Origin of the sequence: Amycolatopsis sp. NPDC024027 (assembly GCF_040638975.1) — a bacterium.
Taxonomy (GTDB): domain Bacteria; phylum Actinomycetota; class Actinomycetes; order Mycobacteriales; family Pseudonocardiaceae; genus Amycolatopsis.
Map to the genome: position 1 here is coordinate 126,622 of NZ_JBEZYY010000024.1, position 19,704 is coordinate 146,325.

Sequence of the window (19,704 nt, forward strand, 5' to 3'; positions counted from 1 at the left end):
ACCTCTGGTCGACGCGCTTCTAACGTCGATCGGGTGGTGAACACGCTCGCCCCGCACCGGCGCTCCGCCGTCCGGCGCTTCTGGGCCTCGACGATCGGCAAGAAAGCCGTCATGGCGGTGACCGGCGTGCTCCTGCTCGCCTTCGTGTTCGCGCACATGGTCGGCAACCTCAAGACGTTCCTGGGCGCCGCCGAGCTCAACCACTACGCCGGCTGGCTGCGCACGATCGGCGAACCGGTGCTGCGCCGCGAGTGGTTCCTCTGGCTCCAGCGCGCGGTGCTGCTCGCCGCGCTGGTCCTGCACGTCACCGCGGCGGTGCAGCTGGCCCGGCGCGACCGCCGCGCGCGGCCGGTCCGGTACGTCCACCGGCCACCGGCGCGCGCGACCTTCGCGGTGCGGACGATGCGCTGGGGCGGGGCGACGCTCGCGGTGTTCGTCGTCTGGCACATCCTCGACTTCACCGTCGGCACGGTGAACCGCGACTTCGTCCCCGGCGACGCCTACCACAACCTCGTCGCGGACTTCCGGGTCTGGTGGGTGAACCTGATCTACCTCGCCGCCCTGGCCATGCTCGGCCTGCACATCCACCACGGCTTCGCCAGTGCCGCGCGCACCATGGGCCTCACCCGCCCGCGGCGGGAACGGGCGATCCGGATCTTCGGCAGCACGACAGCGGTCGTGGTCGCGGGCGGTTACGCGCTCGTCCCGGTCGCGATCATGACGGGACTGGTGCACTGACATGGATCTTTATCGCGTGGGCGAGCCGATCGCCGACACGAAGGCCCCCGCCGTTCCCCTCGAAAACCGCTGGGACGAGCGGAAGTTCGCCGCGAAGCTGGTGAACCCGGCGAACCGGCGCCGGCACCGGGTGATCGTCGTGGGCACCGGGCTGGCCGGCGGCTCGGCCGGCGCGACGCTGGCCGAGCAGGGCTACCACGTCGTGCAGTTCTGCTTCCAGGACTCGCCGCGGCGCGCGCACTCCGTCGCGGCCCAGGGCGGGATCAACGCCGCGAAGAACTACCGCAACGACGGCGATTCGGTGTACCGGCTCTTCCACGACACGGTCAAGGGCGGTGACTTCCGGGCCCGCGAGTCCAATGTGTACCGGCTGGCCCAGGTGTCGGCGCAGATCATCGACCAGGCCGTGGCGCAAGGGGTGCCGTTCGCGCGGGAGTACGGCGGCCTGCTGGACACCCGGTCCTTCGGCGGCGTGCAGGTGCAGCGGACGTTCTACGCGCGCGGCCAGACGGGCCAGCAGCTGCTGATCGGCGCGTACCAGGCCCTGTCCCGGCAGATCGACGCCGGGAACGTCGAGCTGCACGCGCGCACCGAGATGCTCGACCTGGTCGTCGCCGGCGGGCGCGCCCGCGGCATCGTCGCGCGCGACCTGGTCACCGGGGAGATCACCACCCACCTCGCGGACGCCGTCGTGCTCGCGACCGGCGGCTACGGCAACGTCTTCTACCTCTCGACGAACGCGAAGGGCTCCAACGCCACGGCGATCTGGCGGGCGCACAAACGCGGCGCCTACTTCGCGAACCCGTGCTTCACCCAGATCCACCCGACCTGCATCCCGCGGTCGGGCGAACACCAGTCGAAGCTGACGCTGATGAGCGAGTCGCTGCGCAACGACGGCCGCATCTGGGTCCCGAAGCGGCCGGGCGACACCCGGCCGCCGGGGGAGATCCCCGAGGCCGAGCGCGACTACTACCTCGAGCGCCTTTACCCGAGCTTCGGCAACCTCGTGCCCCGGGACATCGCTTCGCGGGCGGCGAAGAACGTGTGCGACGCCGGGTTCGGCGTCGGTCCCGGCGGTCTCGGCGTCTACCTAGACTTCGCCGACGCGATCGCGCGCCTCGGCCGGCCGGCGATCGAAGCCCGCTACGGCAACCTCTTCGACATGTACCAGCGCATCACCGCGGAAGACCCGTACGCGGTCCCGATGCGGATCTACCCGGCCATCCACTACACCATGGGCGGCCTCTGGGTGGACTACGACCTGCAGAGCACGATTCCCGGGCTGTTCGTGATCGGCGAGGCGAACTTCTCCGACCACGGCGCCAACCGGCTCGGCGCGTCGGCGCTCATGCAGGGGCTCGCCGACGGCTACTTCGTGCTGCCCGCGACGGTCAACGACTACCTCGGCGGCACGCGGCTCGGCGACGTCTCCGGTGCCGACGTCCGCCAGGTGGAAACCGAGGTGCGCGCCCGGATTTCCCGGCTGCTGGCCGTCCGGGGGACGCGGTCGGCCGATTCGTTCCACCGCGAGCTGGGGCTGCTGATGTGGGACCACTGCGGGATGTCCCGCACCCGCGAAGGCCTGCGCAAGGCCCTGGACCGGGTGCCGGAGCTGCGGGAGGAGTTCTGGCGAGACGTCCGCGTGCCCGGCGGCGGCGCGGAGTTCAACCAGGAGCTGGAAAAGGCGAACCGGGTGGCCGACTTCCTGGAGCTGGCCGAGCTCATGCTCGTCGACGCGCTCGCGCGCGAGGAGTCGTGCGGCGGCCACTTCCGCGAAGAGCACCAGACCGCCGGAGGGGAAGCCCTGCGGGACGACGAGAACTTCGCCTTCGTCGCCGCGTGGGAGTACGGCACCGAGCCGGTGCTGCACCGCGAAGGCCTGATTTTCGAACACGTCCACCCGACCCAGCGGAGCTACACATGAAACTCACCGTCCGCGTCTGGCGGCAGGCCGGGCCGGCCGCCGAAGGCCGGCTGGTCGCCTACCCGGTCGACGGCATCAGCCCGGACATGTCGTTCCTGGAAATGCTGGACGTGCTGAACCAGCGGCTGATCGAAGCCGGCGACGAACCGGTGGCGTTCGACCACGACTGCCGCGAGGGCATCTGCGGCTCGTGCGGCGTGGTGATCAACGGACAGGCGCACGGCCCCGAGCGCACGACGTCGTGCCAGCTGCACATGCGCTCCTTCGCCGACGGCGACGTGATCGACGTGGAACCGTGGCGGGCCCGGGGCTTCCCGGTCGTCAAGGACCTGGTCGTCGACCGCTCGGCGCTCGACCGGATCGTCCAGGCCGGCGGGTACGTCAGCGCCCCGACGGGCAGCGCCCCGGACGCCCACGCCACTCCCGTCCCCAAGCCGGACGCGGACCTGGCCTTCGACAACGCGACCTGCATCGGCTGCGGCGCCTGCGTGGCGGCGTGCCCGAACGGCTCGGCAACGCTGTTCACCGCGGCGAAGGTGACCCACCTGAGCCTGCTGCCGCAGGGCGCCCCCGAACGCGCGAGCCGGGTGCTCGACATGGTGGACGCGATGGACGCCGAGGGCTTCGGCGGCTGCACGAACACCGGCGAGTGCGTGGCGTCCTGCCCGAAGGGCATCCCGTTCACGAGCATCGCGACCCTCAACCGCGAGTACCTCGCCGCAACCCGCTCCGGCCGCCGCTAGGCTTTCGTTACGGTGCCCGAGCTCGTCTCGCCCAGCCCGTTCACGTACGTGGACATGGATTTCGCTCGGCCGGACCCCGAAGAACCGGACGGCGTGCGTTACGAGGACCGCGCGGACCCTGGGACGGAAAGCGCGCTGCAGGAACTCGAAGCGGCCGAACTCGAGTGGTACGGCGAGAAGTTCACCTGATCCGGTCGCCGGCCGGGACCGTCAGAACCCCGGCAGCAGGGCACCGAACCGGCGCCGGCCGCGCGCGGTGATCCGCAGCTCGCGATCCTCCGGGCCGCGGCGAACCAGGCCATCGGCCAGGAACGCCTCCAGGACCTCATGGCCCAGGACCCCGCCGAGGTGGGGGACGCGGTGGGTCCGGTCGAGGCACGCCGTCGCCGGGCGGCGGCGGCCCGGGGCCACCTCCGCCGGGGAGACGCCGAGGTCCCCGAACGCCGAGAGGTCGTCGCCGAGGGCGACTTCGGGAGCGGAACCGTCCGGAGGCCGCAACGCTCCCCGGGAGACGAGCAGGGCGAACACTTCCACGCCGAGACGTCCCGCCGCGTGGTCGTAGCACGTGTGCGCGATGTCCGCGCCCGACTCGGCGCGGTCCGGCGGGGTGATGCCCTCATTGCCGGCGTAGCGGGCGAGGGCGGTGAGCACGCCCAGCAGGTCCTCGCGGCCGACGCGGTAGAGCGCGTGCCGTCCGGTGTGTTCGACCGTCACGAGCCCGGCGGCCCGCAGCCGGGCCAGGTGGTTGCCCAGCCGTGGTGCGGTGACGCCGAGGGCGTCGGCCAGCTGCACCATCGTGTGCGGGCCTTCCGCGGCCAGCACCTGCAGGGCCGTGAGCCGCACCGGATCGGCCAGTTCGCGCGTCAGCTCGACGATCGCGCCCTGGACGGCGTTGCCCGGATCGACCAGTCCGCCCATCACCGTTCCCTTCCGACGCGCGCGAGCTTAACACGCTTCACGAGATCATGAATGATGATTGCGAAGCCGTGCGGACCGTGGTTACCATTCACGCCTCCGTGAAGGGTGGGTGCATGGCTGGACTGCGAAGCCTCCTGTGGGGCCGCGGGGTTTCCGCGCTCGGCGACGGCCTCTGGTTCACGATCTGGGCGCTGTACCTCACCCGGATCGCCGGGCTCCCGGCGGTCACGGTCGGCGCCGGGCTGGCCGTGGCGAGCGCGGTGGGCATGGCCGCCGCCGTGCCGCTGGGCGCCTTCGCGGACCGGGTGGGCGCGCGGCCGGTGCTGGTCGTGCTCACCCTGGTGCGGGCCGCCGCCATGGCCGGCTACCTCGCGGTGGACGGCACCTGGTCGTTCCTGGCCGTGACGGTGCCGTTCACCGCCTTGGCCACCGGCGGGACCGCGGTGCGGACCGCGCTCATCACGGCGCTCGTCACCGAGCCCGCCGAACGGGTGCGCGTGCTGGCGCGGCAGCGGGTGGCCCAGCACGTCGGGTACGCCGCCGGTGCCGGGCTCGGCGCCCTGGTGCTGACCGCCGACGCCCGGTGGGCCTACACCCTGGCCATCGCCGGGAACGCCGTCAGCTTCCTGGTGCTCGCCGGCGCGACCCTGCTGGTGCCCGCTCCGGCCCCGGCGGAACGGACCCCGGGAAAGCCGTCCCGGGTGGTGCTGAAGGACCGGCCGTACCTGTGCCTCACCGCGGCCACGGCCGTGCTTTCGCTGTGCTGGGCCATGTTGTCGGCCGGGTTGCCGCTGTGGCTGTCCGGCCGGACGCACCTGCCGCTGGGCCTGGGTGGCGTGGTGGTCGTGATCAGCTCGGTGGGCATCGCCGTGTTCCAGGTGCCGTTCGCGCGGTTCGCGCGCACGGCGGGCCAGGCCGCGCGAACGGCGGTGGTGTCCGGCGTGGTGCTCGCGGCGAGCTGTGTGCTGCTCGCCACGACGTCCGGGGGCGCGGGGGCCGGCGCGATCGCGGTGGTGGGGTTGGCGGCGCTGCTGCACGTCGTCGGGGAGCTGGCGTACGTGGCCGCCGGCTGGGGGCTTTCGGTGCGGCTGATGCGCGAAGACGCCAAGGGTGCCTACCAAGGCGCGACCGAAGCGGCCACGGCCACCGTCCAGATGGTGGGGCCCGGCGTGTTCACGCTCGCGGTCGGCGGTCTCGGCGGCCCGGGATGGCTGCTGATCGCGGTGGTGTTCCTCGCGGCCGTCGCGCCCGTGCCGGCGTTGACCCGCTGGGCGGTCCGGACGCGGCAGCCCGTGCCGGCCGGTTGAGCGACGCACGTCACCCTCCGCGGCCGGAACACCAGCGGGGCCGCGACGTTGTACAGAGTGTCGGTACGGCGGTGTCCCCGGGCCTCACCCCTTGCCTTCACGGAATACCGGTAACGCAGGAGCCGTGTTGTGCCTTTCGCCGCGAGGCGACCCCCGTACCGACCCTGAACTCCCGTCTCCGCTCGCAGGTCGACCCCCCTCGGACCTCCGCTGAGCGGAGGCGGGCCTAAGCCCCGTCCTCCCGGGACTTTCCCCGCTCCCACAACACCAGGACGGCGGTCACCAGGGCGTAGCCGAACAGGAAGTCCTCGACCGGGATGTCCCACGGGAACCGCCAGCCGGTGATGCCGCCGGGGGCGTACCGGACGACCGGCGCCGAAAGCTTCGTCAGCCACCCGTCCACGGGGATCTGGAAGGCCACGACGATCGCCATGGTGACCCAGTACGCCGGCCGCCGGAACAGCCCGGTGCGCACCACCAGCAGTTCCGCCGCGACGACGACGAGCACCGCGGCGACGGCCGGAACCGTGTAGCCCCAAGGCATCACCGGCGCACCCGCCGCAGCAGCCGCCCGGTCAAGCCGACCCCTTCGTAGGTCAGCACGCCGCACACCGGGATCACCGCGAAGAAGAGGACTTCCTCGAGCGGGATCCCGAACGGGGTGCGCAGCCCGGTGACGAACGCCGGATCGAAGTGCCAGACGCCGGCGGCGATGGCCAGCGCGTCCCAGACGAGGAACACCGCCGCCACCGGCAGCACCGCGCGCACCAGCCGGCCCGGCCTGCGGTACACCCGCGCGCCGGCCAGCTCGATCGGCAGCGTCACCAGCACGCAGACGCCGAGGACGACCAGGTACTCCGCGCGGCCCACGTCAGATCCCCGCCCGGTTCCGGCGCCACGGCACGGAGTTTCCGGCGGCGAGCGATGCCGGCACCCGGCGGAAACCGGCGTCGAACAGCGGCCGGCCGTATTCTTTCCCAGTCCTTCTGCGAGCCATACGGCAGTTTACGCAGGCGGTACGGACGAGCCGCCGCGGTCGGGCCCTCCCGGACCGGTTCACGGTTGCGCTACGACCCGCTCACCACCTTGCGCGCACCTTCCGTGCGGAGCACCATCGATCGGGCCATTCGCGGAATGCGCGGTATTCACCGCCGAGCCGAATACGGCGGCGGATCGAGCAGGTTCCTCATCGGGCGCGGCACGACCGCGTATCACCTCCTGCCCGCGCGGCTCTGCAAGGCGAGGAGGAACCACGATGAATGCGTTCCGATCGACCCGCCGCGCCCTGTTCGTGGCGGCCACCGTCCTGGCGTTCGGGGTGTCCGGCTGCTCGACTTCGTCGGATCCCGGCGTGCCGAGCTCCGCCCCGGAGTCGTCCCCGGCCGCCGAAACTTCGGGCGGGAGCACCCCGAGCATGGAGCCGTCCGGGCCGGAGGCTCCGCGGCCCAGCGGCAACGGCGAACCCGCGCTCGCGCTCGCCCAGCTGCCGATCGGCGGGAGCAGCCAAGGAGAAGCCGGGAACCAGTGCGCGACCGCCCGCTGGAACCAGCCGGAGCTGCTCCCGGACAACGGCGTCACGGTCGCCAAGATCGAAATCACGCCGCCGAAGGGCTTCAGCGTGGCCGGGGGCTGCGGAGGTGATGCCTGCGGCTCGTTCACCTTCCGGCGGGACGCCATCAGCTGCACCGTCCAGGTGAACGGGCTCGGCAAGGACGACGCGGAGCTGATGCTCAAGGGCAAGTTCACCTGCCCGCCCGGGCAGGGAAGCTCGTGCGGGGGACACATTTCCCTGCACGGGATCACCGGATCGGAATCGTCGGTGCCCAAATCCTCCGTGCCCAAATCCTCGGTGACCAAATCCTCATCGAGCCCCGGTGGATGAGCCGGTGGCCGGGGAAAGCACGGCACCCGGCCGGATCGAGCGGCTCGTCGACGCGGGCAAATCGGTGATCCCGCCGTTGACGTTGCTCAGCGCGCTGCTGTTCTACTTCGGCTACGTCTCCGCCCGGGCGAAGTACGAATACTTCGGTGTCGACGTCGACACGATCGGGCTCGGCACGCAGGACTACGTCATGCGCAGCCCGGAGCCCCTGCTCACCCCGCTGCTCGTGTTCACCGCGGCCGGCCTGGGCGCGGTCGCGGTCCACGCCGCGGTCCGGAAGCGGATCCGGACCGCGGCGCGGATGCGCCGGCTGGGCCGTGGCGTGCAGGCGGCCGGCCTGATCCCGTTGATCGGCGGGTTGCTGCTGCTGGTGGGCTACGTCTTCCTGCGGGACTGGCCGCTGTACGAGCTCGTGACCCCGCTGCTGATCGCGGTGGGTGGCGTCCTCTTCCAGTACGGCACGGCCATCCGGCTGCCGCCGCGAGCCGCGGGAGACGCGACGCCCGCGAGCTCGCTCCACCGGAGTTTCGCCGTCCTCGTCTACCTGGTGATCGCCGTCAGCGTCTTCTGGATGACGGCCACCGTGGCGCAGTGGTCCGGCCGCGGGCTCGCGATGTACCAGGCGAGCCGCCTGGACAAGCTGCCCAGCGTCATCCTCGACACGAAGGAGAGCCTGTTCCTGCGCAGCCCGGGCGTCCAGGAGACGAAGCTGCCCGTCTCCGACGGGCAGACCTTCCACTACCGGTACCGGCACCTGCGGTTGCTGATCCACGGCAAGGACCGGATGTTCCTCGTGCCGGACCAGTGGTCGGCGAGCAACTCGACGATCATCGTCCCGCTGGACGGCTCGGTGCGGGTCCAGTTCCAGTTCCAGAACCGCCGGCCCTGACCCCGGGCGGTCACCGCCGCACGGCCGCCATCAGCGGGTGCCAGCGTGTCGCGTCGAAGATCAGGGTGATGGCCTCGATCTTCCCGTCGCGCAGCCGGAAGTGCTCGGCCGTGTGCTGGGTGCCGACCGGGGTGGCGGTGTGCACGTCGTAGACGAGCGTGGCCTCCGTCTCGCCGTAGAGCTCGCTGATCAGGTCCACCCCGGTGACGATCCCGACGAATCCCGCCAGCCCGTCGAGGTGGCCGCGGGCGTCGGCGGAGGCGATCAGCGGGCTGCGGAAGGTGAACGTGCCGGCGAGCTGCGCGGCCGCGGCGGTCACGTCGCCGGCGAAGCGGGCGCGGTGGTAGGCCTGCACGGTTTCTTTGGTCTGCGCGGTCATCGGTCCTCCAGGTGGCGGGCGAGGTGGTGCTGGTTTTCGGCCAGCCGCAGGCACAGGTGCCGCAGCTGGGCCGTCTCGGCGGCGGTGAACCCCCGGAAGAGCGCGGCCATCGCCAGCTGCGACGGCCGCCGGAACTCCGCCAGCCACGTCCGGCCGTCCGCGGTGATCCGGACCAGCACCGACCGCCGGTCGCGGGGGTCGGGCACGCGCTCGGCGAGCCCGGCGCGTTCCAGGGTGTCGACCAGGCCGGTCACGTTCCGGGAGCTCACCCCCGCGGAGGCGGCGAGGTCCTTGATGTTCGCTTCGCCGGCGCCGAGCCGGATCAGGATGTCGAGGGCGCCCGGGCTGAGGCCGCGGCTGTCGGTGCCCTGCGAGCGCAGCGCCTCGAGGCTCCGCGCGGCGGTGCGGACGGCGGCCGCGGCTTCGAGCGCGCCGGTGTCTTCACCGAGGGTGAACCCGGCCAGTGCGCTGCGGGCCTCGGGGGAGTAGAGCCGGTCGTCCTCGTCCCGGGGGAAGTTGAGTACGTCGTTCATAGTGAAGCACTACATTAGTACGTGCTTCCGTATCTCTGTCAACATCTCTGTCCGGGGCCTGTCCGCTCGCGGGCGTTAACCAGGGTTTCGCCCGGCGTTAGCCTCGCTCCCGGGACAGGTTCGCTTTTCGCCGCCCATACTGACCCGGCTCGCCACCACGACACCCCCGGAGTCCCCATGACGGACGTCAACCGACGACGTTTTCTGCAGCTGGCCGGCGGTACCGCCGCCCTTTCCGCGCTGTCCACCAGCATCGCCCGCGCGGCGGAGATCCCCGCCCACCACCGCACCGGGACGCTGCGGGACGTCGAGCACGTCGTGGTGCTGATGCAGGAGAACCGGTCGTTCGACCACTACTTCGGCTCGCTGCGCGGGGTCCGCGGCTTCGGCGACCCGCGGTCGGTGACCCGGGTCGACGGGAAGTCCGTCTGGGCGCAGTCGGACGGCAAGCGCGACATCCTGCCCTTCCGCCCCGAAGCGGACAACCTGGGCCTGCAGTTCATCCAGGATCTCCCGCACGGCTGGAAGGACACGCACGCGGCGTGGAACGGGGGCCGTTACGACAAGTGGGTGCCGGCGAAGGGCTCGACCACGATGGCGTACCTGACGCGCGAGGACATCCCGTTCCACTACGCCCTCGCCGACTCGTTCACCATCTGCGACGCCTACCACTGCTCGTTCATGGGCTCGACCGACCCGAACCGCTACTACATGTGGACCGGGTACACGGGCAACGACGGCAAAGGTGGCGGACCGGTCCTCGGCAACGACGAAAAGGGCTACTCCTGGACGACCTACCCCGAGCGCCTGGAGCAGGCCGGCGTGTCGTGGAAGATCTACCAGGACATCGGGGACGGCCTCGACGCCGCCGGCGGCTGGGGCTGGATCGACGACGCCTACCGCGGCAACTACGGCGACAACTCGCTGCTGTACTTCGACTCCTACCGCAACGCCAAGCCCGGCGACGCCCTGTACGAGAAGGCCCGCACCGGCACGAACGCCAAGGCGGGCGAGGGCTACTTCGACCGGCTGCGCGCGGACGTCAAGGCCGGGACGCTGCCGCAGGTTTCGTGGATCACCGCGCCCGAGGCGTTCTGCGAGCACCCGAACTGGCCGGTGAACTACGGCGCCTGGTACATCGCGCAGGTCCTCGACGCACTCACCGCGAACCCGGAGGTGTGGAGCAAGACCGCGCTGTTCATCACCTACGACGAGAACGACGGCTTCTTCGACCACGTCGTCCCGCCGTACGCGACCGCCGGGCAGTCCACTGTGGACACGACCGGCGAGATCTTCGCCGGCTCGGCTTCGAACCCGGCCGGGCCGTACGGGCTCGGCCAGCGCGTGCCGATGCTCGTGGTGTCGCCCTGGAGCAAGGGCGGCTACGTGTGCTCGGAGACGTTCGACCACACCTCGATCATCCGGTTCATGGAACGGCGCTTCGGCGTGCACGAGCCGAACATCTCGGCCTGGCGCCGGTCGGTGTGCGGCGACCTGACCTCGGCGTTCGACTTCGCGCGGACCGACGCGCGGGTGCCCGCCCTGCCGGACACCGCGGGCTACCTCCCGCCGGACCGCCAGCGGCACCCCGACTACGTGCCCGCCGTCCCGGCGAACGCCGTGCTGCCGAAGCAGGAGCCGGGGCTGAGGCCGGCGCGGGCGCTGCCATACGACTTGGCGGCCGATGCTCGCGTTGCGGACGTTTTCAGCCTGACGTTCGTCAACCAGGGCCGAGCGGGCGCGACGTTCTACGTCACCTCGCCCGGCGGTGAGCCGCGGACCTACACCACGGGCGCGGGGTGCTCGCTCGCCGCCGCGCTGCCCGTCTCCGGGGGCTACGACTACACCGCCCACGGGCCGAACGGCTTCGTCCGGCAGTTCCGGGGCGGCTTGGCGGGACCCGAGGTGAGCGCGCGCCCGGAGGGACGCAGCGGGAACCTGGCGCTGGTCCTGACCAACAGCGGTCCGGCCCCGGTGCGGCTCACGCTGACCGACGCGTACGGCCGCCGCTCGACGTCGCGGGTCCTGCGGCCGGGCGCGCGGGTGGTCGAGGTGGTGGACACGCGGCGCAGCGGCAACTGGTACGACGTCTCGATCACCTCGGACCGCGATCCCCGGTTCCTGCGCCGCCTGGCAGGGCACGTCGAGACCGGGCGGCCGAGCACGAGCGACCCGAACACGCTCACGAACTAGGCCCTATCGGGGGTCTTTGTCACCCGGCGGTGGTGGCGTCCGTTGCGAGCTCCGGTTCGTGGTGGGAGCGTCGGGGAACCGACTGTTTTCCCACCACGGAACCAGGAGTGCGGATGACCACCACCGAAATGCCGGCCGTGCACGAGTGCACGGTCAGCGGCTGTTCCTACAACCACGACGGCTGCCACGCCTTCGCCATCACGGTGGGCGGCGGCAACGGATCGGCGGACTGCGGAACCTTCGTCCCGCTGAACACCAAGGGCGGCTTGGACCGGGTAGTGGCCCAGGTGGGCGCGTGTTCCCGGACGGACTGCCGGCACAACTCGTCGCTGGAGTGCACGGCGGACAGCATCCGAGTCGGCCCGGGCGACAGCGCCCACGCGGCGAACTGCCTGACGTACAGCAGGTAGGCCCGCCGGGGTTCCTCGCGGCGGTTGAGGCCGCGAGGAACCCGGCGGCGGTGGGCGGGGTCCGCTGCGCGGGTGCCGGGCTTGCGGTCGCGGATGAGGCCCCGAGGACCGCGGCGGCTGGCCGGAGGAGGTCCGCTGCGCGGCTGCCGGGCTCCCGGCGCCGGATGAGGCCGGCGGCGCTTGGAGGGGTTCCGTTGTGCGGGTGCTGGGCTCGCGGTGGCGGATGAGGCCCCGAGGACCGCGGCGGTTGGCCGGAGGGCGTCCGCTGCGGGGTGCCGGGCTCGCGATGGCGGCTGGGCCGCGGGGCCGCGGCGGCGGCTGAAGGGGGCCGCTGTGCGGGTGCCTGGCTCGCGGCGCCGGACAAGGCCGCAGGCGACCCCGGCGGCGCTTGGAGGGGTCCGCCGCGTGGGTGCCGGGCTTGCGGTTGGGGCTCCGAGGACCGCGGCGGCTGGCCGGAGGAGGTCCGCTGCGCGGCTGCCGGGCTCCCGGCGCCGGATGAGGCCGCGGGGTCCCGGTGACCGGGGCGGGCTGGGTCTCCCGCGCGGCCGGGTTCGGCGCCACGGACCGCCGGCCGATCAGCCGTGCGCCGCGCCGAACTCGAGGGCCGTCCGGCCCTCGGCCACCTCCGTCGTCCCGCGCAGGACCAGGCCGCAGCCCGCGGCCAGCTCCGTCAGTTCGGCCACCGTCCGCTCGCGGCCGCCGAAGCACATCAGCATGAACAGGTTGATCGCCGTGGACGTGCCGTGGCGCAGCGGCTCGATCACCACCACCGTGCCGTCCTCGCCGGCCGCGTGGCGGCAGGCGGCCAGGATAGTGCGGGCGTGGTCGTCGTCCCAGTCGTGGAGGATGTCCGACAGCACGTACGCGTCCGCTCCCGCCGGCAGCGGGTCGAAGAAGCTGCCGGGCACCGCCCGCGCCCGGTCGGCGAGGCCGTCCGCCGCGAACCGGTCCGACGCCGCGGTCGCGGAGGGCGCCAGGTCCACCACCTCCCCGCGCACCGCCGGATGGGCGCGCAGGATCTCCGCGAGCACGAGACCGTCGCCGCCGCCGACGTCGACGATCCGCGGGAACCGTCCCCAGTCGAAACGCGCGGCGATCTGCGGCGCCTGCACCTGGAACCGCCAGTTCATCTGGGCGTCGAACGTGCGCCGCAGCCGCGGTTCGGCGTCGATGTCCGTCCAGAAATCGCGGCCGTACCGGTGTTCGTAGGCGGGCGTGCCGGTGGTGATCGTCTCGAGCAGGTCCGCGAAGGCGAGTTCCGCGCGCCCGCCCGCGGAGTGGATGTCGAGCAGCCGCCGGGCGTCGTCCGAACGCAGCTGCGCACCCAGTTCCGTGGGCCGGTAGCGGCCGGACTCCGCGTCGAAGGCGAAGACCCCGGCCGTGACGAGGTGGTCCAGCAAGCAGGCCAGCGCCGGGGGAGAAGTGCCCGTGGCCGAAGCCAGCTCGGCCGCCGTCCCGTCCTCGTGGTCCGCGAGGCCGAGGGTCGCCGCTACCCGGATCGCCATGGGCGTGGCCAGCTCGGCCATCGCGAGGATCGATTGCTGCACCCGGTCGAGACTAGCGACGGCGTGGCATCATGACGCCTGGCCCGATCGGCAAACCGAACGAAGGGCGCCCGCTGATGGACGCTTTACCGAACGACGACGGCGGTCCGTCGATCCGCGACATGCTGGCGGTCAACCTCCGCGCGGCGCGGGCGGCGCGCGGCCTGTCGCTGTCCGAGCTGTCCCGGCGGTCCGGCATCGGCAAGGCCACGCTGTCCCAGCTCGAGGGCGGGACCGGCAACCCGACCATCGAGACCGTCTTCAGCCTCTCCCGGGTGCTGGAAGTGGCGATCTCCGACCTGCTCGACCACCGGCCGCGCGGCGGGCTGACCGTCGTGCGGGCCGCCGACGTCGAGGTGCTCCGCGGCGAGGGTGTCGACCTGCGGCCCTTACGCCGGATCGAGGGCGACAACAGCGTCTTCGAGGTCTACGACCAGGTCGTCCGCGGAGACGCGCCGCAGTGCTCGCAGGGGCACGTCGGCGTCGAGCACACCGTCGTGCAGACCGGACGGCTCCGGGTCGAGGTGGCCGGCCGGACCGTGGACCTCGGGCCCGGCGACTACGTCGCGTTCGACGCCCGCGAGCCGCACAGCTACACCGCACCGGACGGTCCCGTGCAGTCGGTGCTGCTGCTGCAGTACCGCGCGGACGAACGGCTCGGCGGCCGCTCGCACCCCGTCCTGCCGGATTGACACCCGTCTCGATCGACACCTATCGTTCGCTATACCGAACGCTGGAGGGTCAATGAACCGAACGCGGGTGGTGGTCATCGGCGCCGGCATCATCGGGGCGGCTTGTGCTCGCGAACTCGCCCTGGCCGGGTTCGACGTCCTGGTCCTCGACCGCGGCCGGCCCGCGGGCGGCACCACGTCGCACGGCGAAGGCAATCTGCTGGTCTCCGACAAGGCCCCGGGCGCCGAACTCGCGCTCGCGCAGCTGTCGGCCCGGTTGTGGCCGCAGGTGCTCGCCGAAATCGCCGACGACGACCCGCGCGCGGCGGCCGCGACGGAGCTCGACCCGAAGGGCGGCATCGTCGTGGCCACCACCGAGGCCGGTGCCGGCGCGCTGCTCGCGTTCGCCGAGGCCCAGGCCGCGGCCGGGGTCCGCACCGAGCGGCTCGATGCGGCGGACGTCGCGGCGGCCGAGCCCGCGCTGACCCGGGAGCTGACCGCCGCCGTCCGCTACCCCGAGGACGCCCAGGTGCAGCCGGCCGCCGCCGCGCTCGCCCTGCTGGGTTCGGCGCTGCGCCACGGCGCCCGGCTGCGGACCGAAGCCGAGGTCACCGGCGCCCAGGTTCGAGGCGGCCGGATCACCGGGGTGCACGTGGCGGGCGAAGTGGTCGAGGCGGACGTCGTGGTGAACGCGGCGGGACCGTGGGCGGGCGCCTGCTCGGCCCGGCTGGAAGCGCCGATCGCGGTCCGGCCCCGGCGCGGCGAAGTCCTGGTGACCACGCCGATGCCGGGCGTGGTGCGGCACAAGGTCTACGACGCGGACTACGTCGGCGCGGTCGGCACGGACAGCGGCGAGCTGCAGACGTCGGCAGTGGTCGAGTCGACGCGGGGCGGCACGGTGCTGATCGGCTCGTCCCGCCGCCGGGTGGGCTTCGACGACACGATCCGGCCGCACGTGCTGGGCGCGATCGCGGCCAAGGCGGTCCGGCTGTTCCCGGCACTGGCCGACGCCGCGGTGATGCGCGCGTACGGCGGTTTCCGGCCGTACGTCGACGACCACCTGCCGGTACTGGGCGAGGACCCGAGACTCGGAAACCTGTGGCACGCCACCGGACACGAAGGGGCGGGAATCGGCTTGAGCGTCGGGACGGCCCGGTTGCTGCGCGAGCTGCTCACCGGCGCGATCCCGTCGATGCCGGTGGAAGAGTTCACTGTGGACCGTCCGGCGGTGCTGGCGTGAGCGGGCGGCCGATCACGATCACCGTCGACGGCGAGACCGTGACCGGGGCCGCCGGGCAGACCGTCGCCGGCGTCCTGCTCGCCGCCGGGCGGCTGTCGTGGCGCACCACGCGGTCCGGGGCGCCACGCGGGGTCTTCTGCGGGATCGGGGCCTGCTTCGACTGCCTGCTCACCGTCAACGGCGTCGCCGACGTCCGCGCCTGCCGCCGCCGCGCCGCCGACGGCGACGAGGTCCGGACCCAGTCGCGGGAGGAGGGCGCGTGACGCACGTCGTCATCGTCGGTGCCGGGCCGGCCGGGCTCGCGGCGGCCGAGCACGCGCTCGCCGCCGGAGCCGACGTCACCGTCCTGGACCAGGCGGACGCCCCGGGCGGGCAGTACCACCGGGGAGCGGCGCACCGGTTCGAAGCGCTCCTGAGCCGGTGCACGTGGTGGCCGGAAAGCACGGTCTGGGCCCTGGAAGGCAAGCGGGTCCACGTCCTGCGCGGCCCCGCCGACGGGACGAACCGGCGACGCCACACCCTCGAACCCGACGCGCTGGTCCTGGCCACCGGCGCGCACGACCGCGTCCTGCCGTTCCCCGGCTGGCAGCTACCGGGCGTCTTCACCGCGGGCGCCGCTCAGGCGCTGGCCAAGGGGGAGCGGGTCGCCGTCGGGCGGCGGGTGCTCGTCGCCGGGGCCGGGCCGTTCCTGCTGCCGGTCGCCGAGTCCCTGGTGGACGTCGGCGCCGGAGTGGTCGCCGTCCTGGAGGCGAACCCGGCTCGCACTGTCCTGAAAGGATGGTCGTGGCGCGCGGCGGCGCACCTCGGCAAAATGAACGAACTGGTTCGTTACGCCGGCACGCTGGCCCGGCACCGCGTCCCGTACCGCACCGGCCGGGCGGTGATCGAAGCCCGCGGCGACGACCGGGTCCGCGAAGCCGTCACCGCCCGGGTCCGCGCGGACTGGTCGGTCGTCCCCGGCACCGAACGCACCCACGAGGTCGACGCCCTCTGCGTCGGGCACGGCTTCGCGGGGCAACCCGAACTCGCCGTCGCGGCCGGCTGCGCCCTCGACGGCGGGTTCGTCCGGGTCGGCGCCGACCAGCGCACCACCGTCGCCGGTGTGTTCGCCGCCGGAGAGCTCACCGGCATCGGCGGTTCGGCCGCCGCCGCGGCGGAAGGCGCGGTCGCCGGGTGGGCCGCCGCCGGGAGGACGCCGGGTCGCGCGCTGATCAAGCAGCGTGACCGTTCCCGCGCCTTCGCACGCCGCCTGGCCGCGGCCCATCCCCTCGGCCCGGCGTGGCCCGGGTGGCTGCGCGAAGACACCGTCGTCTGCCGCTGCGAAGAAACCACCTACGGCGATCTGCGAAGCGCCGCCGCGGACCCGGCCACGCCGGGCCCGCACGCGCTGAAGCTCGGCACCCGCGCCGGGCTCGGCCCGTGCCAGGGCCGGATGTGCGGCCCGTCCATCGCCGAGCTGTGTGGGAGCACCGAGCGGCACCACCGTCCGATCGCCCAGCCGATCCGCCTGGGCGAGCTCGCCGATCCGAAGGAGTTTCCATGAGCGAGCTTGCGAGGGAATCATTCAACACTGCGCCGTCGGCTCAGGCCGCACCGAGCGTCAGCGAGGTGGGCGCATGAGCACCCGCGACCTCGGGGGCGTGGTCGTCGCCGCCGCGCTGCCGTACCGGGCCGACGACGCCGCGCCGGCCGGGCTGGCCGTCGACTACGACGCCTACGCCGAACACTGCCGGTGGCTCGTCGAGAACGGCTGCCGCGGCGTCGGGCCGAACGGTTCCCTCGGCGAGTACTCCTCGCTCACCGACGACGAACGCCGCCGCGTCGCCCGCACCGCGATCGAAGCCGTCGGGACGGACGGGATCGTGGTCGTCGGCGTCCACGGCCCCGGCGCGCACCAGGCGCGGTACTGGGCGGAGGCGGCGGCCGAGGACGGCGCGCACGGCGTGCTCTGCCTGCCGCCGACGCTCTACCGCGCCAACCGGGGCGAGGTGCTCGCCCACTTCGAGGCCGTCGCGTCGGTGGGGCTGCCGGTGATGGTCTACAACAACCCGTTCGACACCAAGGTCGACCTCACGCCGGACCTGCTGGCCGAGATCGCGCAGATCGACAACGTCGTGGCCGTCAAGGAGTTCTCCGGCGACGTCCGCCGCGTGCTGGAGATCCGCGAGCGGGCGCCGGGGCTGGCCGTGATCGGCGGCGCCGACGACGTCGTCCTGGAAAGCCTGCTGATGGGCGCGTCCGGGTGGTTCGCCGGGTTCCCCAACGTGTTCCCGGCCGAATCGGCGCGCCTGTTCGAGCTGGCCACGGCGGGCAAGCTCGAGGAGGCCAGGGCGCTCTACGAGCCGCTCGTGGCCGCGTTCCGCTGGGACTCGCGCACCGAATTCGTCCAGGCCATCAAGCTCGGGATGGACATGGTGGGCCGCCGCGGCGGGCCGTGCCGTCCGCCGCGCGGGCCGCTGTCGGACGTCCACCGCGAGCAGATTCGCGCCGACATGGGCCGCGCGCTCGCGGCGCTGGGGGTGGCGTAGATGCGTTCTTCGCGCGCGATCACGGCGGTCGACTCGCACACCGAGGGCATGCCGACCCGGGTGGTGACCGGCGGGGTGGCCCCGATCCCCGGCGCCACGATGGCCGAGCGGCGGCGGTACTTCATGGCGCACCTGGACCACCTCCGGCAGTTCCTGGTGCACGAGCCGCGCGGCCACTCCGCGATGAGCGGCGCGATCCTGCAGCCGCCCTGCCGCGAGGACGCCGACTGGGGCGTGGTGTACATCGAGGTGTCCGGCTGCCTGCCGATGTGCGGCCACGGCACAATCGGCGTGGCGACGGTGCTGGTGGAGACGGGCATGGTCGAGGTGACCGAGCCGACGACGGTGGTGCGCCTGGACACCCCGGCCGGGCTGGTGCACGCCGAGGTCACCGTCCGCGACGGGCGTGCTTCCCGGGTCAAGCTGCGCAACGTCGCTTCGTTCCTCGCCGAGCGCGACGCCGAGGTGTCCGTGCCCGGCCTGGGTCAGGTCCGCTACGACCTGGCCTACGGCGGCAACTTCTACGCCATCCTGGACCTGTCCTCGGTGGGCATCCCGTTCGACCGGGCCGAGAAGGACCGCATTCTCGCTGCCGGGCTGGCGATCATGGAGGCGATCAACGAGCAGCGGCCGCCGAAGCACCCGGAGGACCCGCTCATCGGCGGGTGCAAGCACGTCCAGTTCCTCGCCCCGGGCTCGGACGCGCGGGCGTCGCGGAACGCGATGGCGATCCACCCGGGCTGGTTCGACCGGTCGCCGTGCGGCACCGGCACGTCCGCCCGGATGGCCCAGCTGCACGCCCGCGGCGAACTGCCGCTGCACACGCCGTTCGAGAACGCTTCGTTCATCGGCACGACGTTCACCGGCGAGCTGGTGGCCGAGACGACGGTGGGCGGCGTGCCGGCGGTGGTCCCGGAGTTCTCCGGCCGGGCCTGGATCACCGGCACCGCGACCTACCTGCTCGACCCGGACGACCCGTTCCCGACGGGGTTCGTGCTTTAGACGGGCTGCCAGAGTTCGATGCGGTGGCCTTCGGGGTCGGTGACCCAGCCGAAGCGCCCGACCCCGGCCATGTCCTGGACCTCGTCGGCCACGTCGGCACCGCGGGCGCGGAGCTGTGCCAGCATGGCGTCGAGATCGCGGACCCGGAAGTTGAGCATGGTCTGCTGGGTCTCCGAGCCGAAGTAGTCGGTCCCGGCCTCGAACGGCGCGAAGACGGTCGGGCCGGGCTCCTGCTGCCAGACGCCGTTTTCGTCGGTGTCGAGGCCGAGGCAGTCCCGGTACCAGGCGCCGAGGGCGGCGGGGTCCGCCGCGCGGATGAAGTACCCGCCGATTCCGAGCACACGTTCCATGCGGCGATCCTGCCAGCCCGGCCGCCACCGGGAGCGGTGACACGCGGGCGCCGCCGTCCACGCCGGACGGCTGTGTGTTTCGGCCGTCCGGCGCCGAGCCGCCGGTGGTCCGGCGGGCTTCAGCGATCGGCGCCGTCGTCTTCGGCCGCCGCGGCGCCCGAGGCCGCCGTGACCGTCACGGTGTCACGCGCCGGTCGGGTTCGGGTGTTTCGGGCGGGCGGGTGCCGCCGGTGCACGGCACGATCCGGGCGGCCGCGGTGCCCAGCCCGGTCGGCCCGAACGCCGAGGCGGGCAACACGGGCGGGCGCCCGGGTGCGTCGGGTGCGTGGGGCGGCGTGGCGGGTTCGGGCATCATCCCTCCCGGCCGATCTCGGCGCTTTCCAGCACGGCGAGGGCGTCGGGGACGAGGACGGCGGCGGAGTAGTAGGCGGAGACGAGGTAGGAGATGATGGC

24 protein-coding genes are annotated in these 19,704 nt (G+C 72.8%); 15 read left to right on the top strand and 9 right to left on the bottom strand.

Annotated features, from left to right (window positions below; all coding sequences use genetic code 11):
* The first annotated feature begins 33 nt into the window (after positions 1 to 33).
* From AB0F52_RS41710 to AB0F52_RS41725, 4 genes are read left to right on the top strand one after another with little or no spacing between them, the layout of a single operon-like run.
* Entirely contained in the window at positions 34 to 738 is a 705-nt protein-coding gene (locus AB0F52_RS41710) for a succinate dehydrogenase cytochrome b subunit (RefSeq protein ID WP_360183235.1), read from the top strand.
* Position 739: 1 nt separating this feature from the next.
* Positions 740 to 2,662: a fumarate reductase/succinate dehydrogenase flavoprotein subunit gene (locus tag AB0F52_RS41715; RefSeq protein ID WP_360183237.1), complete on the top strand. Its 1,923-nt coding sequence runs from the start codon at positions 740 to 742 to the stop codon at positions 2,660 to 2,662.
* On the top strand, positions 2,659 to 3,405 hold the full coding sequence (locus tag AB0F52_RS41720) for a succinate dehydrogenase/fumarate reductase iron-sulfur subunit (RefSeq protein WP_360183239.1): 747 nt from the start codon (positions 2,659 to 2,661) through the stop codon (positions 3,403 to 3,405). Before AB0F52_RS41715 ends, AB0F52_RS41720 begins: the two co-directional genes overlap by 4 nt.
* Before the next feature lie 12 nt (positions 3,406 to 3,417).
* Entirely contained in the window at positions 3,418 to 3,594 is a 177-nt protein-coding gene (locus AB0F52_RS41725) for a hypothetical protein (RefSeq protein WP_360183241.1), read from the top strand.
* 21 nt (positions 3,595 to 3,615) lie between these two features.
* On the opposite strand, the gene AB0F52_RS41730 is transcribed toward AB0F52_RS41725, so the two are convergent.
* The gene (locus tag AB0F52_RS41730) at positions 3,616 to 4,323 is read right to left on the bottom strand and encodes a helix-turn-helix transcriptional regulator (protein ID WP_360183243.1); all 708 of its coding nucleotides are present in this window, start codon (positions 4,321 to 4,323) and stop codon (positions 3,616 to 3,618) included.
* A gap of 113 nt (positions 4,324 to 4,436) precedes the next feature.
* Here AB0F52_RS41730 and AB0F52_RS41735 point away from each other — a divergent pair, with 113 nt between their 5' ends.
* Complete coding sequence (locus tag AB0F52_RS41735; RefSeq protein WP_360183245.1) at positions 4,437 to 5,630, top strand: MFS transporter; 1,194 nt, start codon at positions 4,437 to 4,439, stop codon at positions 5,628 to 5,630.
* A 226-nt stretch (positions 5,631 to 5,856) separates the two neighbouring features.
* On the opposite strand, the gene AB0F52_RS41740 is transcribed toward AB0F52_RS41735, so the two are convergent.
* Together AB0F52_RS41740 and AB0F52_RS41745 are read right to left on the bottom strand one after the other, a co-directional pair.
* Positions 5,857 to 6,177 (bottom strand): lycopene cyclase domain-containing protein, encoded by a 321-nt coding sequence (locus AB0F52_RS41740; protein WP_360183247.1) that lies wholly within the window; start codon positions 6,175 to 6,177, stop codon positions 5,857 to 5,859.
* Positions 6,174 to 6,500, bottom strand: coding sequence for a lycopene cyclase domain-containing protein (locus AB0F52_RS41745; protein ID WP_360183249.1), 327 nt, complete (start codon positions 6,498 to 6,500; stop codon positions 6,174 to 6,176). The genes AB0F52_RS41740 and AB0F52_RS41745 overlap by 4 nt, the downstream gene beginning before the upstream one ends.
* Before the next feature lie 385 nt (positions 6,501 to 6,885).
* On the opposite strand from AB0F52_RS41745, the gene AB0F52_RS41750 reads away from it, so the two are divergent.
* Both AB0F52_RS41750 and AB0F52_RS41755 read left to right on the top strand, forming a co-directional pair.
* Positions 6,886 to 7,512 carry a hypothetical protein gene (locus AB0F52_RS41750; RefSeq protein WP_360183251.1) on the top strand — a complete coding sequence of 209 codons (627 nt, stop codon included), beginning with the start codon at positions 6,886 to 6,888 and terminating at the stop codon, positions 7,510 to 7,512.
* The gene (locus tag AB0F52_RS41755) at positions 7,505 to 8,401 is read left to right on the top strand and encodes a hypothetical protein (RefSeq protein ID WP_360183253.1); all 897 of its coding nucleotides are present in this window, start codon (positions 7,505 to 7,507) and stop codon (positions 8,399 to 8,401) included. The genes AB0F52_RS41750 and AB0F52_RS41755 overlap by 8 nt, the downstream gene beginning before the upstream one ends.
* 10 nt (positions 8,402 to 8,411) lie before the next feature.
* Here the strand turns inward: AB0F52_RS41755 and AB0F52_RS41760 are convergent, their stop codons facing one another.
* Both AB0F52_RS41760 and AB0F52_RS41765 read right to left on the bottom strand, forming a co-directional pair.
* A complete protein-coding gene (locus tag AB0F52_RS41760) occupies positions 8,412 to 8,780 on the bottom strand; it encodes a hypothetical protein (RefSeq protein WP_360183255.1) in 369 nt (122 codons plus the stop codon).
* Complete coding sequence (locus tag AB0F52_RS41765) at positions 8,777 to 9,313, bottom strand: MarR family transcriptional regulator (protein WP_360183257.1); 537 nt, start codon at positions 9,311 to 9,313, stop codon at positions 8,777 to 8,779. Before AB0F52_RS41765 ends, AB0F52_RS41760 begins: the two co-directional genes overlap by 4 nt.
* Positions 9,314 to 9,490: 177 nt before the next feature.
* Here AB0F52_RS41765 and AB0F52_RS41770 point away from each other — a divergent pair, with 177 nt between their 5' ends.
* Both AB0F52_RS41770 and AB0F52_RS41775 read left to right on the top strand, forming a co-directional pair.
* Positions 9,491 to 11,506, top strand: a complete 2,016-nt coding sequence (locus tag AB0F52_RS41770) for a phosphocholine-specific phospholipase C (RefSeq protein ID WP_360183259.1) — start codon at positions 9,491 to 9,493, stop codon at positions 11,504 to 11,506.
* Positions 11,507 to 11,619: 113 nt separating this feature from the next.
* Positions 11,620 to 11,916, top strand: coding sequence for a DUF1540 domain-containing protein (locus tag AB0F52_RS41775; protein ID WP_360183261.1), 297 nt, complete (start codon positions 11,620 to 11,622; stop codon positions 11,914 to 11,916).
* A gap of 575 nt (positions 11,917 to 12,491) precedes the next feature.
* On the opposite strand, the gene AB0F52_RS41780 is transcribed toward AB0F52_RS41775, so the two are convergent.
* Positions 12,492 to 13,463 (bottom strand): methyltransferase, encoded by a 972-nt coding sequence (locus AB0F52_RS41780; RefSeq protein WP_360183263.1) that lies wholly within the window; start codon positions 13,461 to 13,463, stop codon positions 12,492 to 12,494.
* 74 nt (positions 13,464 to 13,537) lie between these two features.
* Between AB0F52_RS41780 and AB0F52_RS41785 the strand changes: the two genes are divergently transcribed.
* From AB0F52_RS41785 to AB0F52_RS41810, 6 genes are all read left to right on the top strand, one after another.
* Complete coding sequence (locus AB0F52_RS41785) at positions 13,538 to 14,152, top strand: XRE family transcriptional regulator (protein ID WP_360183265.1); 615 nt, start codon at positions 13,538 to 13,540, stop codon at positions 14,150 to 14,152.
* A 52-nt stretch (positions 14,153 to 14,204) separates the two neighbouring features.
* Positions 14,205 to 15,371 carry an FAD-dependent oxidoreductase gene (locus AB0F52_RS41790; RefSeq protein WP_360183267.1) on the top strand — a complete coding sequence of 389 codons (1,167 nt, stop codon included), beginning with the start codon at positions 14,205 to 14,207 and terminating at the stop codon, positions 15,369 to 15,371.
* On the top strand, positions 15,368 to 15,634 hold the full coding sequence (locus AB0F52_RS41795) for a (2Fe-2S)-binding protein (protein WP_360183269.1): 267 nt from the start codon (positions 15,368 to 15,370) through the stop codon (positions 15,632 to 15,634). Before AB0F52_RS41790 ends, AB0F52_RS41795 begins: the two co-directional genes overlap by 4 nt.
* Positions 15,631 to 16,914 carry an NAD(P)/FAD-dependent oxidoreductase gene (locus AB0F52_RS41800; protein WP_360183271.1) on the top strand — a complete coding sequence of 428 codons (1,284 nt, stop codon included), beginning with the start codon at positions 15,631 to 15,633 and terminating at the stop codon, positions 16,912 to 16,914. Before AB0F52_RS41795 ends, AB0F52_RS41800 begins: the two co-directional genes overlap by 4 nt.
* 73 nt (positions 16,915 to 16,987) lie before the next feature.
* Positions 16,988 to 17,899, top strand: coding sequence for a dihydrodipicolinate synthase family protein (locus tag AB0F52_RS41805; protein WP_360183273.1), 912 nt, complete (start codon positions 16,988 to 16,990; stop codon positions 17,897 to 17,899).
* Entirely contained in the window at positions 17,900 to 18,901 is a 1,002-nt protein-coding gene (locus AB0F52_RS41810) for a proline racemase family protein (RefSeq protein WP_360183275.1), read from the top strand.
* On the opposite strand, the gene AB0F52_RS41815 is transcribed toward AB0F52_RS41810, so the two are convergent.
* The 3 genes from AB0F52_RS41815 to AB0F52_RS41825 form a co-directional block, all read right to left on the bottom strand.
* Positions 18,898 to 19,251 (bottom strand): VOC family protein, encoded by a 354-nt coding sequence (locus tag AB0F52_RS41815; protein WP_360183277.1) that lies wholly within the window; start codon positions 19,249 to 19,251, stop codon positions 18,898 to 18,900. The two genes, AB0F52_RS41810 and AB0F52_RS41815, sit on opposite strands and share 4 nt — an antisense overlap.
* A gap of 175 nt (positions 19,252 to 19,426) precedes the next feature.
* Entirely contained in the window at positions 19,427 to 19,603 is a 177-nt protein-coding gene (locus AB0F52_RS41820; protein ID WP_360183279.1) for a hypothetical protein, read from the bottom strand.
* Positions 19,603 to 19,704: hypothetical protein (locus AB0F52_RS41825; protein WP_360183287.1), on the bottom strand; the 102-nt coding region annotated here is incomplete at its 5' end. The genes AB0F52_RS41820 and AB0F52_RS41825, both read right to left, overlap by 1 nt.